Origin of the sequence: Janthinobacterium sp. 13, from assembly GCF_002749695.1 — a bacterium.
Classification (GTDB): Bacteria; Pseudomonadota; Gammaproteobacteria; order Burkholderiales; family Burkholderiaceae_D; genus Janthinobacterium; species Janthinobacterium kumbetense.
In genome coordinates, this window is record NZ_PEEQ01000001.1 from 2,014,628 (window position 1) to 2,033,126 (window position 18,499).

General features: G+C 58.3%; 14 protein-coding genes. 8 read left to right on the plus strand and 6 right to left on the minus strand.

Annotated features, from left to right (window positions below):
• Positions 1-47: 47 nt before the first annotated feature.
• The 4 genes from CLU94_RS08800 to xapA form a co-directional block, all read right to left on the minus strand.
• The gene (locus CLU94_RS08800) at positions 48-2,429 is read right to left on the minus strand and encodes an aldehyde dehydrogenase family protein (RefSeq protein ID WP_373609985.1); all 2,382 of its coding nucleotides are present in this window, start codon (positions 2,427-2,429) and stop codon (positions 48-50) included.
• A 12-nt stretch (positions 2,430-2,441) separates the two neighbouring features.
• A complete protein-coding gene (gene deoC, locus CLU94_RS08805) occupies positions 2,442-3,401 on the minus strand; it encodes a deoxyribose-phosphate aldolase (RefSeq protein ID WP_099665370.1) in 960 nt (319 codons plus the stop codon).
• Entirely contained in the window at positions 3,398-4,591 is a 1,194-nt protein-coding gene (locus CLU94_RS08810) for a phosphopentomutase (RefSeq protein WP_099665371.1), read from the minus strand. Before CLU94_RS08810 ends, deoC begins: the two co-directional genes overlap by 4 nt.
• 106 nt (positions 4,592-4,697) lie before the next feature.
• Positions 4,698-5,537, minus strand: a complete 840-nt coding sequence (gene xapA / locus CLU94_RS08815) for a xanthosine phosphorylase (RefSeq protein WP_099665372.1) — start codon at positions 5,535-5,537, stop codon at positions 4,698-4,700.
• A gap of 380 nt (positions 5,538-5,917) precedes the next feature.
• On the opposite strand from xapA, the gene CLU94_RS08820 reads away from it, so the two are divergent.
• From CLU94_RS08820 to CLU94_RS08850, 7 genes are all read left to right on the plus strand, one after another.
• Positions 5,918-7,075, plus strand: a complete 1,158-nt coding sequence (locus CLU94_RS08820) for a carbohydrate kinase (protein ID WP_099665373.1) — start codon at positions 5,918-5,920, stop codon at positions 7,073-7,075.
• 1 nt (position 7,076) lies between these two features.
• Complete coding sequence (locus CLU94_RS08825; RefSeq protein ID WP_099665374.1) at positions 7,077-8,006, plus strand: pseudouridine-5'-phosphate glycosidase; 930 nt, start codon at positions 7,077-7,079, stop codon at positions 8,004-8,006.
• An 87-nt stretch (positions 8,007-8,093) separates the two neighbouring features.
• Positions 8,094-8,996, plus strand: coding sequence for a LysR family transcriptional regulator (locus CLU94_RS08830; protein WP_077400023.1), 903 nt, complete (start codon positions 8,094-8,096; stop codon positions 8,994-8,996).
• Between the two features lie 379 nt (positions 8,997-9,375).
• A complete protein-coding gene (locus tag CLU94_RS08835) occupies positions 9,376-10,371 on the plus strand; it encodes a BMP family lipoprotein (RefSeq protein WP_071325222.1) in 996 nt (331 codons plus the stop codon).
• An 81-nt stretch (positions 10,372-10,452) separates the two neighbouring features.
• Positions 10,453-11,982 carry an ABC transporter ATP-binding protein gene (locus CLU94_RS08840; RefSeq protein WP_099665375.1) on the plus strand — a complete coding sequence of 510 codons (1,530 nt, stop codon included), beginning with the start codon at positions 10,453-10,455 and terminating at the stop codon, positions 11,980-11,982.
• On the plus strand, positions 11,979-13,058 hold the full coding sequence (locus tag CLU94_RS08845) for an ABC transporter permease (RefSeq protein ID WP_099665376.1): 1,080 nt from the start codon (positions 11,979-11,981) through the stop codon (positions 13,056-13,058). The genes CLU94_RS08840 and CLU94_RS08845 overlap by 4 nt, the downstream gene beginning before the upstream one ends.
• 3 nt (positions 13,059-13,061) lie before the next feature.
• The gene (locus CLU94_RS08850; RefSeq protein ID WP_099665377.1) at positions 13,062-14,033 is read left to right on the plus strand and encodes an ABC transporter permease; all 972 of its coding nucleotides are present in this window, start codon (positions 13,062-13,064) and stop codon (positions 14,031-14,033) included.
• A gap of 107 nt (positions 14,034-14,140) precedes the next feature.
• Here CLU94_RS08850 and CLU94_RS08855 read toward each other — a convergent pair whose 3' ends face one another.
• Together CLU94_RS08855 and CLU94_RS08860 are read right to left on the minus strand one after the other, a co-directional pair.
• Entirely contained in the window at positions 14,141-16,240 is a 2,100-nt protein-coding gene (locus CLU94_RS08855) for a peptidase domain-containing ABC transporter (protein ID WP_099665378.1), read from the minus strand.
• 38 nt (positions 16,241-16,278) lie between these two features.
• Positions 16,279-17,658, minus strand: a complete 1,380-nt coding sequence (locus CLU94_RS08860) for an HlyD family secretion protein (protein WP_099665379.1) — start codon at positions 17,656-17,658, stop codon at positions 16,279-16,281.
• Between the two features lie 515 nt (positions 17,659-18,173).
• Between CLU94_RS08860 and CLU94_RS28000 the strand changes: the two genes are divergently transcribed.
• On the plus strand, positions 18,174-18,416 hold the full coding sequence (locus CLU94_RS28000) for a hypothetical protein (protein WP_143451385.1): 243 nt from the start codon (positions 18,174-18,176) through the stop codon (positions 18,414-18,416).
• The last annotated feature ends 83 nt before the right edge of the window (positions 18,417-18,499 follow it).

Here is an 18,499-nt window from a genome sequence, read left to right on the forward strand (position 1 = left end):
GTCAGTCCCTGCGGATCTGACCCCAGCTTTGTAACGCTAGTGACCTATCAGACGCCGTAAGGAATCCACACGTTTTTCACTTGCGACGCATGCGCCAGCACGGCGCGGCCGCCGCTTTGCGCGGCGCTGTACCAGTCGCGGCCCTTGGCGCCGCCGACCCAGGTGCGCTTCAGGGTGCCGGCCGACAGGCGCTCGACTTCCGCGCAACCTTCGGCGGAACCGTCATGGCGCCAGACGGCGTCGATGTCGGCGTGCGTGGCCAGGGTGCGCGCCAGTTCATCGGCGTTGCCGCTGATGATGTTGACGACGCCGCCCGGCAAGTCGGACGTGTCGAACACCTGGTACAGGTCCAGCGCGGAGAGCGGATGCGCTTCCGACGGCACCACCACCACGCGGTTGCCCAGCGCGATGGCCGGCGCCACCAGCGAAATGAAGCCCAGCAAAGGCGCTTCATTCGGGCAGACGATGCCGATCACGCCGACCGCTTCATTGAGCGCCACGGTGATGCCCTTGGTTGGCGGCTGGTGCGCCAGGCCGTCGTACTTGTCGGCCCAGGCGGCGTAGTAGAACAGGCGTTCGATCGATGCCTGCACTTCCTTCTCAGGATTTTTACTGCCCGTCATGGCAGCGATGCGGGCGGCGAATTCGTCGGCGCGCGCAGCGAGGTTTTCGGCGATGTAGTACAGCACTTGCGCGCGGTTGTGCGCCGTGGCGCTGGTCCAACCGGAAGCCTTGTGAGCCGCTTCGACGGCATTGCGGATGTCCTTGCGGCTGCCCACGCCCACTTCGGCCAGCAGGGCGCCATTCGCGCCGAATACCGGGGTGCTGTAAGCGCTGTCAGGGCGCGCCTGCTTGCCGCCGATGTACATCTTGGCCGTGCGGTCGATGGCGAATGGGTCAGCTGCCGCCGGTTTCACATTACCCTTGGCTTTCGCCTCCACCACCGGCAAGGCCGGACGCGCATCTTCGGCCAGGGCCGTCATGTATTCCAGCATGCCTTCGCGGCCACCCTCACGGCCGAAGCCCGATTCGCGGTAGCCGCCGAAGCCGCACGCCGCGTCGAACTGGTTGGCGCTGTTGATCCACACCACGCCGGCCTTGATGGCAGGCGCGATGTCCAGCGCCAGGCTGATCGACTCGGTCCACACGCTGGCGGCCAGGCCATACACCGTGTTGTTCGCCAGTTGCACCGCTTCAGGCGGCGTGCGGAAGCTCATCGCCACCAGCACGGGGCCGAAGATTTCAGCTTGCGCCACGGCGGCGGAAGTGGACGCGCCCGTGATCAGGGTCGGCGGGAACCACGAACCGTCCGCCGGCAATTCGCACGCGGGCTGCCATACGTCGCAGCCTTCGGCACGGGCCGAATCGACCAGCGCAGCGATGCGCTGGCGCTGCACGGGGTCGACCAGCGCGCCCACGTCCATCGATTTGTCCAGCGGCGAACCGAGGCGCAGGTTTTCCATGCGCGCGCGTACCTTGTTCAGGAAGCGCTCCTGGATCGATTCCTGCACCAGCAGGCGCGAACCGGCGCAGCAGACTTGTCCCTGGTTGAACCAGATCGAATCGACCAGGCCTTCCACGGCGCCATCGAGGTCCGCGTCTTCGAAGACGATGAACGGCGACTTGCCGCCCAATTCGAGGGACAGCTTCTTGCCGCTGCCGGCCGTCGCCTCGCGGATCAGGCGGCCCACTTCCGTGGAACCCGTAAACGCGATCTTGTCGACGCCAGGGTGGTTGACGATGGCCGAGCCCACGCGGCCGTCGCCCGTGACGATGTTGACCACGCCGGCCGGCACGCCCGCCTGCAGGCACAGTTCGGCGAACAGCATGGCCGTCAGCGAGGTGAATTCGGCCGGCTTGAAGACCACCGTGTTACCCGCGGCCAGGGCCGGGGCGATTTTCCACGACAGCATCAGCAGCGGGAAATTCCACGGCACGATCTGCCCCACCACGCCCACGGCGCGGTAGTCGGCGAATTCTTCCGACTGCAGCTGCGCCCAGCCGGCGTGATGGTAGAAATGGCGCGCGGCCAGCGGCAAGTCGATATCGCGCGTTTCGCGGATGGTCTTGCCGTTGTCCAGGGTTTCCAGCACGGCGAACAGGCGCGAATGCTTTTGCAGCAGGCGGGCCAGCGCGTACATGACTTTGGCGCGGCCGTGACCACCCATGCCTTGCCATACGGGCAGCGCGCGGCGCGCCGCTTCCACGGCGCGTTCCACGTCGGCATCGGTGGCTTGCGTCAGCTCGGCCAGTTGCGTGCCGTCGGCAGGATTAGTCGAGGCGAACAGCTCGGCCGGTTCGCTCCAGGCATTGTCGATGAACAAACCGAATGTGCGCTGGTGGCCGTCGAGCCACGCCTGCGCTTCTTTTTGACTTTCGGGAGCAGGGCCGTAGTCCATAGTATTGAGAATCTCGTTAATTGTTGGCATGACGATTGTTCTTTAAGGTTGTGCGTGACGATGATTGGCCGAGTAGCTGCCGGTGACGTAGTGCTCGAGCTGGCGCTCGATGTCGGTCAGCAGGCTGGAAGCGCCGATGCGGAACAGGTGCGGCTGCAGCCATTCGTTGCCCAGTTCTTCCTTCATCAGGGTCAGGTATTGCAGCGCGCTCTTGGCCGAGCTGACGCCGCCGGCCGGCTTGAAGCCCACCTGGAAACCCGTCTGCTCGTGGTATTCGCGGATCGTGCGCACCATCGTCAGGGCCACGGGAATGGTGGCGTTCACGCCTTCCTTGCCGGTGGAAGTCTTGATGAAATCGGCGCCGGCCATCATGCAGACCCACGACGCCTTGGCCACGTTTTCCATGGTCAGCAAGTCGCCCGTGGCAAGAATCGCCTTCACGTGCGCTTCGCCGCAAGCCTTGCGGTAGGCCAGCATTTCGTCATACAGCACTTGCCAGTTACCGTTCAGGACGTGCTGGCGCGTGATGACGATATCGATTTCCGAGGCGCCCGCGGCGACCGACAGTTCGATCTCGCGCAGCTTCGTTTCCATGCTCGTCAAGCCGGCGGGGAAACCCGTCGACACGGCGGCGATGGGCAAGCGGCCCTGGATGACTTTCACGGCCGGCTGGATCATCTCGTGGTACACGCACACGGCGCCGGTGCTCAGTTCCGTCAAGCCCAGTGCCTCCATCAGGTCGGCGCGCAGCGGGCGCATGGCCTTCATGCACAGGCGTTCCACGCGGCCCGGCGTATCGTCGCCGCCCAGGGTGGTCAGGTCGATCATCTGGATGGCTTTCACCAGCCAGGCGGCCTGGTATTCCTTTTTCACCGTACGGCGGTTCGCCAGGCTGGCCGCGCGGCGGTCCGTCGCGGCGCGGTTGACGCGGATCTGGTTGATCCAGCCCAGGTCGAGGCCAACGGCCTCGTTACGCTTGAATTCGGGGTGCATGAGTGTCATAACAAGCTGGTTCCATTAGCAAGTGGTGGTACGCCAAGGTGCTTGGCGAGGGTTTGGCCAATATCGGAGAACGTCTCGGAAATGCCCAGTGCGCGCGGAGCGACGCCGGGGCCGAAGAAGATCATCGGAATGTGTTCGCGGGTGTGGTCGGAGCCGTGCCAGGTAGGGTCGCAGCCATGGTCGGCGGTGATCACGACCAGGTCGCCTTCCTTGAGCTTGGCCATGAATTCCGGCAGGCGCGCATCCATTTCGCACAGCGCGTCGGCATAGCCTTCGACGTTGCGGCGGTGGCCGAACGCCTGGTCGAAATCGACGAAGTTCACAAAAGTGAGCGACTTGTCCTGCACTTCATCGGCCGTCTTCAGCAGCGCTTCGAACAGCGCCATGTTGTCGACGCCCTTCACGACGCGCGAGATGCCCTGGGTGGCGAAAATGTCGCTGATCTTGCCCAGGCCGACGACCTCGCCGCCCGCATCCTTGACGTGGTCGAGCAGGGTCTTGCTTGGCGGCGCGACGGCGTAGTCGTGGCGGTTGGAAGTGCGCGTGTAGTTGCCATTGCTGCCGGTGAACGGGCGGGCGATGACGCGGCCGATGTTGTACGGTTCGACCAGCTTGAAGGCCATTTCGCACACCTGGTACAGGCGTTCGAGGCCGAACGATTCTTCGTGCGCGGCGATCTGCATCACCGAGTCGCCCGAGGTATAGATAATCAGCTTGCCGGTGGCGACGTGCTCGTCGCCATGCTTGTTGATGATGTCCGTGCCCGAGGCATGGCAGTCGCCGAGGAAGCCCGGCACGCCGGACATGGCTTTCAGCTTGTCGGTCAGGTCGGCCGGGAACGATGGCGTCGTGCGGGGGAAGTAGCCCCAGTCGAATTCGACGGGCACGCCGGCGATTTCCCAGTGGCCGCTCTGCGTGTCCTTGCCGGTGGAGCGCTCGCGCGCCGCGCCGTAGGCGCCCGTGAAACCGTCGCGCTGGTCGAAGCCCGTGGCCCATTCGCCGCTGGCCAGGTGCGCCGCGGCGCCCAGGCCCAGGCGTTCCATGTTCGGGAGTTTCAAGGTCTTGCCGCTTTTGGCGACAGTGCTGGCAATATGGCCAAAGGTATTGGCACCTGCGTCGCCATACTTGGCGGCGTCTGGCGTCGCGCCAAGGCCGAAGGAATCAAGCAGGAGGATAAATGCGCGTGACATGATAAGGCTCGCTTTGTGGATGATGCGGACAGTGTAGGCCGGATTTTCCCGGCCTGCCGCGCGGCGGCGCCGGTGGCCGGCGCGCCGCTACTGCATAAAAAAGTGCTTAGGCTTGCGGTTTTTCAGCGACTTTGGAGAGGAAAGCCAGGATCAGCTTGACCAGGTCTTTGGCGCCGATGGCCGCGTATTTCAGGGTTTGTTCGTGCGACAGGGCGAATGGCGACATGCCTTCGGCCAGGTTGGTGATGACGGACACGCCAACCACTTTCAGGTCGCAATGACGGGCCGACACCACTTCCGGCACCACCGACATGCCGACCGTGTCGGCGCCCAGGCGGGCCATCATGCGGATTTCCGCAGCCGTCTCGAAGTTCGGGCCTGGGTAGGCGACGAACACGCCTTCATGCAGGGTGATGCCATTCGTGGCGGCCGTGTCCTTGACCAGGTTGCGCAGGTCCGCATCATAGGCGTTGGCCATGCTGAAGAAGCGCGGGCCGAAGCGGTCGTCGTTCGGGCCGACCATCGGCGTGCCTGGCAACAGGTTGATATGGTCGCTGATGGCCACCAGGCTGCCCGCGTCCACTTCTGGGCGCAGGGAACCGGCGGCATTGGTGACGAACAGCATTTCGCAGCCCAGCAGTTTCAGGGTGCGGATGGCGCTCGTCATGACGCCCATGCCATAGCCTTCGTAGAAGTGGCCACGGCCCTTCATGCAGACGACGGCGACGCCCGACAGGGTGCCGACCACCAGTTCGCCGGCGTGGCCGTGCACGGTGCTGATCGGGAAGCCTGGCAATTCGTCAAAGCTGATGCTGACGGCGTCCGTCATCTGCTCGGCCAACACACCCAGGCCGGAGCCGAGGATCATCGCCACGCGCGGCTTGAAATTTGCAGGAGCGCGGGCACGGATGATTTCGGCGGCGTGGAAAGGGCTGTTGTTCGACATGGTTATCCTCTGATTGACTAATGATGATGGGTTGCTGCCTGCGCGGCCGTGCCCGGTGAAGGACTGCGGCCCAGGTATCGGCTAAGTATGGTGTTACAGGTATATCGAAATGCGTATTGCCACTATTTGCCGCCACTATGCATCAAACGGAATATGTATGGCAAATACCATTTTTCTTGCCCATTTATACAATTCAAATATAAATGGCCGACATTATAGTCCAGGCAAGCCCAGACCTGCCATGCCCCGAAAATGCATGCATACAAGCTCCATACGACCGCTTTTCGCGCACGCCTGACACGGGCTTGACATGGGCTTGACACACTTAAAACAAGTGTTTACAGTAACAGACAAATGTTTAAACCTTCAGCGAAAACCTTGTGACCGACACCAATAAAAAAGACCAGCTGTACACGCTGATCCGCAACAACCCCTTCATCTCGCAGCAAGATCTGGCGAGCGAACTGGGCTTGTCGCGCTCGGCCGTCGCCGGCCACATCGCCGGTTTGATCCGCGAACGACGCCTGCTGGGACGCGCCTACGTGCTGCCCGACAGCCGTCCCGTGCTGTGCATAGGCGCCGCTAACCTCGACCGCAAGATGCGCACGCTGGCGACCTTGCAGATGGGCACCTCGAATCCCGTGCGCTCGGAAGAAGTGTTTGGCGGCGTCGGCCGCAACATCGCGGAAAACCTGGCCCGCCTGTCCATTCCCGTCGCCCTGCTGACGGCGCTGGGCGACGATGCGGCCGGCCACGCGCTGCAGACGCACGCGGAAGACGCGGGCATCGACATGCGCGGCAGCTTGCATTTGAGCAACACCAGCAGCGGCACCTACACGGCCGTGCTCGACGAACATGGCGAAATGCTGCTGGCGATGGCCAATATGCAACTCTACGAACAGCTGACGCCCGCCTTTTTGCACAGCCGCCAGCCGCAGCGCGCCGCCGCCGCCCTCACCGTCTGCGACCTGAACCTGGGCCACGACAGCGTGCAGGCGCTGCTGGCCGACGCGCGCCAGGACGCCGCCCATGCGACGCCGCTGGTCATCGTCGCCGTCTCGCAGCCGAAGATGGCGCACCTGCCGCAAGACCTGACGGGCTTGCATTTGCTGATCCTCAACCGTGGCGAACTGGAAACGCGCGTGGCGCGGGCCTTGCCCACGGCGTTCGAAGTGCGCGCCGCCTGCCGCGAAGTGCAGCGCCAGGGCGCGCGCCAGGTGATCGTCACCTGCGGCGGCGAAGGCGTGTACTTCACGGATGGCGACAGCCTGGACGCGCCTGTCGTGCACCTGGCCGCGCGCGAAGTGGACGCCGTCGACGTGACGGGCGCCGGCGACGCGTTTTCCGCCGCCGTCTGCTGGTCGCTCTACCACGACAGCAGCGATTTGAAACTGGCATGCCGGCGCGGCCTGAAACTGGCCGCCATGACCCTGGAATCGGCGGCCACCGTCTCCCCCCAGATTTCTGCCGGCGCACTCGACAACATTGACGACGCCGACCTGGCGCCGCCTCCCCCTACCCTCTTTCAACAGGACTGACATGACCCAATTACAGAATTTCCTCTTGTTCTCGCAAGAAGTGCTCGACGCGCGCGCCGCCGGCAAGGCCATCGTGGCGCTGGAATCGACCATCATTTCGCACGGCATGCCGTATCCGCAAAACGTGGAAATGGCGCGCGAAGTGGAGCAGATCATCCGTGACGGCGGCGCCGTGCCGGCCACCATCGCCATCATCGGCGGCAAGATCTGCGTGGGCTTGTCGCCCGAGCAACTGGAATTGCTGGGCACCTCGCCCGACGCCATGAAAGTCAGCCGCCGCGACCTGCCGTTCGTCCTGTCGCAAGGCAAGCTGGGCGCCACCACCGTGGCCGCCACCATGATCTGCGCGGAACTGGCGGGTATTTCCGTGTTCGTCACGGGCGGCATCGGCGGCGTGCACCGCGGCGCGGAAACGAGCTTCGACATTTCCGCCGACTTGCAGGAACTGGCGCAAACGTCGGTGGCCGTCGTCTGCGCGGGCGTCAAATCCATCCTCGACATCGGCCTGACCCTGGAATACCTGGAAACCCATGGCGTGCCCGTCATCAGCGTGGGCCAGGAAGGCTTCCCCGCCTTCTTCACGCGCGAAAGCGGTTTCAAGGCCGATTTCCGCCTCGATACGGCCGCCGAACAGGCTGCCTTCATCGGCACCAAGTGGCAACTGGGCTTGAAAGGCGGCGTGATCGTCAGCAACCCCGTGCCGGCCGCGCAAGCCATGCCCAAGGAAGAAATCGATGCGATCACCACGCAAGCACTGCAGGAAGCGGACGCGGGCGGCGTGAAGGGCAAGCAAGTCACGCCATTCCTCTTGTCGCGCATCAAGCAGCTGACGGATGGCCGCAGCCTGGCGACGAATATCGCGCTGGTCAAGCACAATGCCCAGGTCGGCACGGCGCTGGCCATTGCCATGCAGGCAGTCGTGGCACGATAATAGGACTGCTGTAAAGAAAGCGCGCATGCCGGCATCCAGGCCTGCGCGCCGTTCCATCGCCTAGCACCACGCAACGCCAAGGAAAGCATGTCCATCGATCTGAAACAGTTAAAGTATTTTCTTGCCGTTGCCGAGGAGAAAAGCTTCAGCCGCGCCGCCGAGCGCCTGCATATCTCGCAGCCGCCGCTGAGCCAGCAGATCATGAAACTGGAAAGCGAACTGGGCGTACGCCTGTTTGCACGCACCACGCGCACGTTCGAACTGACCGTGGCGGGCAAGGCGCTGATGAACGAGGCGGCCGACCTGCTGGCCAAGATGCGCATGACCATCGACACCATCCGCCAGATCGACCGCGGCGAAGTGGGCCGCTTGCGCGTGGGCATCGTCGGCTCGGCCATGTGGGGCCCCATCCCCAGCCTGCTGGAAGAATTCCAGACCAAATTTCCCCGCGTCAGCTGGACCATCCATGAATTTGGTCCCACGGTGCAATACGAAGCCTTGCGCGCCAAGCAAATCGACGTGGGCTTCTGGCGCGAACCCAAGCTCAACGACGACGACTTGCGTCACGACAATTTACGCCAGGAACTGTGTTTCCGCGAAAACGTCTGCGTGGCCGTCAATGAACACCACCCGCTGGCAAAAAACACGTCCATCGAACTGATCGACATCGCCCACGAACCGATGCTGACCCTGAACCTCGACAAATCCGCGTTTCCCCGCTATCTGGTGCAATGCTGCATCAATGCCGGCTTCGAACCCGTGATCTTCCAGGAAGCGAGCGAACCGCAAACCCTGCTGGCCATGGTGGGCGCGGGCCTGGGCGTGACCCTGGTGCCGGAAACGACGAGCCGCATCGGCTGGCCCGGCGTGGTGTTTCTGCCGATCAAGACCAATCCGCCGTCGGCCAACCTGTATATCAGCTACACCACGCTGGACGACGCGCCCGTCGTGCGGGCCTTCCTGAATATCCTGAATCCCCCCGCCGCCTGAAGCCGCAATTTATATGGCTTTCATATAAATAACTAAACAAAAACGTATTTGTCATACATATCTGGCATGATGCATAGTGATTCGGACGCCCATCGCGGCGCCGGTCCCGTGCTTGCCCTGCCCGTCAACTGACGGCGCATCCCAGCCCGCTCCGGCAGCCCCCTTCGATGTTGTACGTATAAAAGACACGGGGTCGACTGTTGCATGAGCATCACATTGTCGACATAAAAGCACACGAGGTCAGCAATGATCTTGTGCAATACAGTGCAATGTTGATAAGGATTTATCACCTCGTGCATCAAAAACAGGCTAAATCGGCCCCAAATTATATGTTTCACCTATAAAAAATATACAATATCGATCTTCCAGGAGCCAATTCATGAAACTTACACAATTTAGTTTGACGATCGCAGCCGTATTTCTGACTGCTCAAGCGTCCGCGGCTACCCCAAAACTGGGTGTCGTGTATGACGCGGGCGGCAAGTTCGACAAGTCGTTCAACCAATCCGCTTTCGAAGGCGCCTCGCGCTTCAAAAAAGACACAGGCATTTCCTTCATCGAAGTGCAAGCCTCCAGCGATACGCAAGCCGAGCAAGTCATGCGTGGCCTGGCCCGCAAGAAACTCGACATGATCGCGGCCATCGGCTTTGCGCAAACGCAAGCCGTGCAAAAGGTCGCCAAGGAATTTCCGAACGTAAAATTCGTGCTGATCGACGGCCAGGCCGCCGGCAGCAACGTCAATTCCGTCGTCTTCAAGGAAGAAGAAGGCTCCTACCTGGTGGGCGTGGCCGCGGCCATGGCCAGCAAGAGCAAGAAGGTCGGCTTCATCGGCGGCATCGATATTCCCCTGATCCGCAACTTCGCCTGCGGCTACGCGCAAGGCGTCAAGGCCGTGAACACAAAGGCGGAAATCACGCAAAACATGGTCGGCACCACGTCCGGCGCCTGGAATGACCCGGCCAAGGGCGGCGAACTGGCCCGCTCGCAATTCGAACGCGGCGTCGATGTCGTCTTCGCCGTCGCTGGTGGCAGCGGCATGGGTACCCTGCAAATGGCCAAGGAAAAAGGCAAGCTGGCCATCGGCGTCGATTCGAACCAGAATCATCTGTATCCAGGCAGCATCCTGACCTCGATGGTCAAGCGCGTCGACAACACCGTCTATGACAGCTTCATGCAAGTCAAGAACGGCACCTGGAAGGGCGGCGTCAGCTATAAAGGCTTGAAAGAAGGCGGCGTGGATTGGGCGCTCGACGCGAACAACCGCAAGCTGATTACGCCGGAAATCGAAAAGCGCGTGTTGGGTGCGCGTAAGGACATTATCGATGGCAAGATCAAAGTGATCGATTACCGCGTCGGCAGCAGCTGCCCGGTTTAATTTTTCTCCGTATCTTTTAGCGCGCCGCCGGGGCCAGTCTCCGCGCGGCGCGTTTCCATGAAACTATCCAGTTATGAACCTATGCAGCCAGCAGTAGAATTTCGCAGCATTTCCAAGCAGTTTGGACATGTGAAGGCGAACGCCGACGTCAGCTTCTCCATCGCCAAGGGCAGTATCCACGGCCTGGTGGGGGAAAACGGCGCCGGCAAATCGACCTTGATGAGCATCCTGTACGGGTATTACCGTGCCGACGGCGGAGAAATCTTGCTCGACGGAAAAGTACAACCGATCCGCAACAGCCAGGAAGCGATCAACCTCGGCATCGGCATGGTGCACCAGCACTTCATGCTGGTCGAGAACTTCACCGTCCTCGACAATATCATGCTGGGCACGGAAGGCGGTTTTCGCCTGGCCAGCCACCGCACGGAAGCGGAAGCGAAGTTGCGCGAGATTTGCGCCCGCTACCGCCTCGACGTCGACCCGCTGGCGAAGATCGAAGACCTCTCCGTCGGCGCGCAGCAGCGCGTGGAAATCCTCAAGCAGATTTACCGCAGCGCCAATATCCTGATCCTCGACGAGCCGACAGCCGTGCTGACGGCCCAGGAAACGGCTTCGCTGTTTGAAATCTTGCGCCTGTTCAAGGAACAAGGCAAGACCATCATCTTGATCACGCACAAGCTGCAAGAGATCCTGGAAATCACCGACAACGTCACCGTCATGCGCGGCGGCACGGTGGTGGGCGCCGTGGCGACCGCCGGCACCTCGAAAGAGGAACTGGCCAACATGATGGTCGGCCGCCCCATCCAGAGCCACTTGCCGCGCGCACCGTACAATCCGGGCGCCACGGTGCTGGAAGTTGACGGTTTACAACTTGCCGACGACCAGCAAGTCAAATTGCTGGCCGACATAGGTTTTAATCTGCGCGCCGGCGAAATCGTCGCCATCGCGGGCGTGTCGGGCAATGGCCAGAGCGAACTGCTGGAAATCCTGTCCGGCATGCGTTTGCCGACGTCGGGCAAGCTGCGCTTCCTGGACAAGGACTTGCCGTTTGCTAAGCGCCACGATGCCGACGGCTTGCCGCTGGCCTTCCGCGAACTGGGCATCGCCCACATTCCGGAAGACCGCTTGCGCGATGGCGTGGTGAAGAATTTTTCCGTCATGCAAAACACCATCCTCGGTTACCAGGACCACCTGAAAAACCGCTGGGGCTTGTTCAACTTCAAGGCCATCGGCGCCCGCTGCGCGCAATTGCTGAAAACCTTCGACGTGCGTCCGGCCAATCCGGACTTGCGCATCGGCTTGTTGTCGGGCGGTAACCAGCAAAAGGTGGTGATCGCGCGCGAAGTGCTGGCCAAGCCGAAACTGATGCTGGTGGGCCAGCCCACGCGCGGCGTCGACATCGGCACCATCGAAAGCATCCATACGCAATTGCTGGCCCTGCGCGACGCGGGCGTGGCGATCCTGCTGGTGTCCGTCGAACTGGAAGAAGTGCGGGCGCTGGCCGACCGCATCCTCGTCATGTGCGGCGGACGCATCACCGGCGAACTGAAAATTGAAGAATTCGATACCACCCGCATCGGTCTGTTGATGGGGGGAATGCATAAATCATGAATAACGACTTGCCACGCTGGGCGACAGCCTTTGTCATGCCCATGTTAAACCTGCTGTCGGCCTTGCTGGTCTCAGCCCTGGTGATTTATATGCTGGGCGAAGACCCGGCCGAATCGCTGGGTATTCTCGTCAATAGCGCCGTCCTCAATCCGGAAGGCTTGAGCTACACCCTGTTCTACGCCAGTACCTTCATCTTCACGGGCCTGTCGGTCTCGGTGGCGATGCAGGCCGGCCTGTTCAATATCGGTTCCGAAGGCCAGATGTACATCGGCGGCCTGGGTATCACATGCGCCATGCTGGCGTTCGATCAATCGCTATCCGCCTGGGCCTTGATTCCCGTGGCCATGATTAGTGCAGCCGTCTTTGGTGCACTGTGGGGTTTCCTGCCCGGCTATCTGCAAGCCAAGCGGGGCAGCCACATCGTCGTCACCACCATCATGTTCAACTACATTGCATCCTCGCTCATGAATTCTGTGATCGTGCGATACCTGATCCCCACGGGCGAGCAGAACACGGCCAGCCGTGTATTTGCGGAAAGCGGCGAAATGCCACGCCTTTCCACCTGGTTCCCGTCGCTGGGCGACACGCCGCTGAACATCAGCTTTATCCTGGCGATCGTCGCGCTGGCGATCTATGGCGTGATGGTCTGGCGCTCGTCGTGGGGCTTCAAGCTGCGCGCCACGGGCCTCAACAAGCATGCGGCCCACTACGCGGGCGTGTCGATCAGCAAGATGATCATCGTCGTCATGCTGATCTCGGGCGCGCTGGCGGGCCTCGGCGCCGTCAATTCCATCATGGGTTCGACGCACTACCTGTCGCTGAACTTCGTCGGCGGCGCCGGCTTCATCGGCATCGCCATCGCCCTGATGGGCCGCCAGCATCCGGTCGGCATCTTCCTGTCGGCCGTGCTGTTCGGCGCGCTGATACAGGGCGGCTTCGACCTATCGCTGGAAAAACCGAATATCCCGACGGAAACGTTCATTTTCATCCAGGGCTTGATCATCCTGTTCTGCGGCGCCATGGAAAACTTCTATGCACCGGCCATTTCCGCCCTGCTCAAGCGTACCAAAGGCTAAACCATGACACTCGACGACTTTCATTTCGCCAGCATCCTGGTATCGACCGTGCGCAATGCGCCCGTCCTGATCTTTGCCGCCATGGCCGGCCTGTTTGCCGAACGCAGCGGCATGATCGACATCGGCCTGGAAGGCAAGATCCTGGCCAGCGCCTTCGCGTCCGCCGCCGTGGCTTACACGACGCAAAACCCGTATTACGGCATGGCTGCCGGCATGCTCGTCTGCGTCGCCCTGGCCCTGCTGCAAGCGTATGTCAGCATCACGCAAAAAGGCAACCAGCTGGTGGCCGGCATGGCGATCAACATCGCCATGAGCGGACTGACGTTTGTGCTGGCGCAATTCTTCTTCCAGCAAGGCGGCCGCACGCCCGACCTCGGTTCGGCGCGGCTGTTCGACGTGGTCTTGCCGGGTACGCAATACGTGGAACATATCCCCTTCGTCGGCTGGGTGTATGCCCACCTGATCGGCGGCCATTCCATTCTCGTCTACGTGGCATTCCTGCTGATTCCGCTCGTGCACTGGCTGCTGTACCATACGCGTTTCGGCCTGCGCCTGCGCGCCTGCGGCGAAAACCCGCACGCGGCCGACTCGGCCGGCGTCAGCGTGGAAGCGACGCGCTACCTGGCCATGCTGGTGGCCGGCATCCTGTGCTCGTTCTCGGGCGCATATCTTGCCATCGTGCAAAGCGGCTTCTTCCTGCGCGACATGTCGGCCGGCGCCGGCTACCTGGCCCTGACGGCCATGGTGTTCGGCAACTGGCGCCCCGTCTACACCTTCCTCGGCTGTTTGATGTTCGGCTTCTTTGCCGCCATCCAGATCCAGATTGAAGGCGTGGACTTGCCGGTCGTGGGCCGCATCCCCGGCTCGCTGATCCAGATGGTGCCGTATGTCGTCACCGTGATCGTGCTGGCGGGCTTGATGGCGAAATCCATCGCGCCGAAGGCCATCGGTATCCCGTTCGTCAAATCGCGTTAATCGCCCACAACACCGGAAAGCGATCACGCTTTCCGGTGCATTTTCCATCCTGCCTCGTTCTGAGAGCTCAGGAACACAAGTGTCGTTCCATACCTGGCGTGCGGTCCTTAAACCTGGGCACCATCCTTCTCGAATAATGATTCATGAACTTGCCCTGCAACCAGGTGGACGACACGGCTCGCCATTTTGATGGTTTCCGGTCGGTGCGCCACCATGATACGTGTCAGGTTCATCTTGTTTATCGCCAGATTGACCTTGTATTCATTTGCAATGTCGAGATGACTGGTAGCTTCGTCGAGCGCCAATATTTTGGGTTGCTTATACAATGCTCTGGCCAGCAAAATACGCTGTTTCTGCCCTCCTGACAAACTGCTGCCCATATCACCGACCAGTGTTTGATATCCCATGGGCATTCTCGCTATTTCTTCATGTATGGCAGCAAGTTTCGCGCACTCTTCGACCGCAGCATACGACATGCTCGTATCAAAAAAACTGATGTTCTCCATGATGGATCCGGCAAGCAACACATCGTCTTGCATCACGGTGCCCACCAGTGTTCGATAGGCCCTCAGCCCGATCTTCTGAATTGGAATATTGTCGATCAGCACTTCACCAGATGACGGCAACAGCAGACCAGTGATGATTTTGCACATGGTTGTTTTCCCGCAGCCACTTGCTCCAACCAAGGCGACACTTTGGCCGGCCGGTATGTGCAAGTTAACGTCCTTCAAGACCCATGGTTCACCTTCTGCGTAGCGGAAACTCACATTTTTCAATGTAATGGCGGGTTGAATGCCCGTTGTATCCAGTTCGAAATCCATTTCAGGCTCCACCGGTTCGAGCACAATATCGGCCAGACGCTCTGCATGCATACCTAGCATTCTGAAGTTGACAAAGACATCGATCAAGCTGAAGACACGACTGGAAAATGTACTGGAATAACTGACGAAGGCCATGAGCATACCCACCGTCATGCTCCCCCCCATGACGGCCATTGCGCCCAAATAAAGCAGACTCAACCCTTGTACTCCAGAAATCAAACCATTGCCAACCTTGAATACAATGCCAAGTTTTTGGGTCTTGATATCTCTATTGATAACATCAAGTTTTAAATTACGCCAATATGCGCCACGTTCGGATTCACGTCCGAATAGCTTCAACGGAGTGATTGCACGTATGGTTTCCAGAAAGTGCGTATTTTCTTTTGAAGAAAGTAGAATCCTCTCCAAAGAAGCTTCGCGCAGGGGTTGATAAAATACCCACCGCAGCAGTGCGTAACATAATGCGGCGATGACAACGATCGCTGTCAAACGTGGGCTATACATGATCATGATGATCAGGGCAAACGAGGCCATCAACCCATCGATAACACTTTCAACAAAAATATTGGTCAACGTAGATTGAATCGCACTCATGCTCGAAAAACGCGACACTACATCACCGACATGCCTTTTTTCAAAATAGGAAATGGGCAGCCGTGTCAGGTGGGCGAACACTCTATTCCCCCATTGAAAACCAATGTCTATGCTCCAACGCATCAGAAACCAGCTGCGGGCCAGTCCAATCGCAGTCTGCGTCAACAGTAGTAAGGAAAAGCCAAGAACCAGAATTTGCAAAAGATCTTTATCACCAGCAACTATCACTTCGTCAATCACAAATTGGTTGAAAAGTGGCATTACAATCGCAAATAATTCAAGTGTAATTGCGAGTAAGAAAATTTGTATCAAAGCCCGACGCAAACCGGAAATTCTTCCAGTCAATGCACGAATGGAGATCTTTTTCTCTTCCTGCTTTACTTCAAACGCATCGTTTGGCGTCAATTCCAGGGCTACGCCAGTGAAATTCTTCGATACCTCATCTATCGAAACAACTCTTTCCCCAATTGCAGGATCAATGATTTTTATAAGCAATTTACCGAAAAATTTTCGTTTGACACTTTTCAAAACGACAAAATGATTCAAATTCCAATGCAAAATGGCGGGACATTTCAGTTCTGCAAGCTGATCCAACTCCAAGCGCAGGGGACGCGCAGCCATGTGCATCGCTCCCGCATATCGTACGAGTTGCGCTAAGGTTGTCCCCTTCAGGCTTATCGAAAACTTTCGGCGCAACTCAGGCAAGCCGACGTGATAGCCAAAATAATTACAAATCATGGCCAGACTAGCAATGCCACATTCGCTTTTTTCAGTTTGGAGTATAGTTTTCATCAAGTCTATATTTTCGTTTGGCTGCTTCTTTATGATGATTAACCATTCAAACGTGTCAACAATGGTTCAGCGATCCACTCCCATATCTGCCGTTTGTCCTGAATAATGTCCGCTTCCAGCGCCATACCTGGTCGCAAGGACTGCCTCTTCCCATTAACCAGGATATAGGAACGTGCCAGCCTTACCTTAATGCGGTAAAGAGCTTCATTGCTGTTAGAGCCTGGTAAGCTCCTTTCCGAGTTACTTAAAATTGTGCTGGCCAGGTTCACTGGTAATTCACTTGGAGCAAACGGCGTGTTGCTGACACCTGTAATGACGCCAGTCTGAAGGCCGAATTTTTGATAAGGGTACGCTTGCAGGCGCATTAATACATCCTGTCCGACGGCAACAAAACCAGTTGTCCGGCTCGGAGCATACAAGTGGACTTCAAGTCCGTCCGCATCTGTCTGCGGTTCGATGGCATCGGGTACGAGTGTCGCAAGTGCCTGCCCACCACTCACGGTCTGTCCTGCCTGATAGGTAATCGTGGTAATTGTCCCGCTGCTGGGGGCGGTGATGAAATTTAATTTTCGATTCTCATTCTCTGCCGCCTCCTGACCAATACTGGCAACAGCACGATCCAATTGCACTAGTTGACCGGTGAGCTCTCCCGCCAGATTCGTACGCTCTGCATCCAAAGCGTAATTCCTGGCTGCCTGCTGAGCCTTTGTTCGCTGCAGACTGCTCAATCGACTTGAGTAATCAATCAACTCTACCTGCTTCTGCTGAACTTGCGCGTCGGAGACATAGCCACTACGCTGCAACGTTTCGTACTTCGCAACGCTTGACTTCGCCAACTCTTCACGTCGTCCCGCCAGCTCCAATTCCACGTTCAATTGACTAATTTCACTGGCTAAAATTCGCTGCCGTTCGTCAATTTGCTGGCCTTTTTCCTTTATTCTCGTAATAAGAACGCGTCGTTCCGCATCCAGCGTCTGCCGTCGGACCGCCAACTGTTGCGCGATCAACCCTGTGATTTCCCCATCACCCGCCTGCCGGGCTGTTGACAATTCAAACAGAGGATCGCCGATCTGTACATGCTGCCCTTCCTTCACAAAATTTTTTGTCAGAACACCTGCAGCAAGTGCGGCAATTCCAAGGCTGCCACCCTGAGGAACAATAATACCCACGACGCGATTTTTTTTTGTAAAGCTACCAAAAGAAATAAACAGAATCAGCAACAGGCCTACGATAAAAGCAATCCCCGCCACCAGCCAGCGTGAAACGGGCTGCGCCAGACTGATGGCTCCGGCCCACTGGCTGCTTCTCGATAGGTGAACTTCCGGTCGGAACAATGGAAGCGGTTGCGATTCCTCATTTTTTGCGGGTGGCACTGTGGCGTCTATCTTCGTTTCCAGAGGCATGTCATGTATGTTCATTGATACCTATACCTTGAAGTCCATTCCCGGACATAAAGCGAATTTCTGATGAGGTTAAACATGCATAAAGCCTGACGGTATTATTTCTGTTCACTCATACTGCGCAGTAAGACATGTATGTGTCTGAGATACATGACCATATTGTTATGTGATCATCAAGCTATCTCACATGGTTAATTCGACAATAAAAATTGTCGACTTTTAGTAGCTTATCCACGGCTGTTTTGGCACAGTTTTCCTCACACTATCAACGGATCAACGGAAAATAATTGTAGCCGATTTTTTTCCACTTCAATTGAATTCTATTGATTTTTCTAAAAAATCAACTTACATTAGATCAGCGTCAGATGAAACAACGCCATGATGCAACGTGAAAATAATTCATATTTTTAACGTGCACCATGATTCTATCCAAATATTTCGTTTTGATATGTTTCTTAACGAATACCCTCCATATTGGAGAAAACTTTCCAGTTCATCCTGGAATGTCAATTCATCTTTGAAAGGCAGTATTCATGCGTATTTTAAATATTCAAGAATTAGAAGCCGTTGCCGGTGCCGGCTCTAGCGACGAAGGCTGGTGGGATTTGACGGAAGATGAACGCCAACGCATCCTGGCCGATGAAGCAGCAGCAGAAGCTGCACAAAATCGCCTGCCCGATTATCAAGCCGGTGCAGGTGGCGGTGCTGGAGACACTGGCGGCGGCGGCTACTCTGATGGCAGCTATTACAGGGATTTGTGGGATATGCAGTTTTAAATTATCATCATCAATCTGAGAAGTAAATATTTATAGATGCAGGGATGGAAGGAAGGGATAAATACCCTCCTTCCGTTTTACAA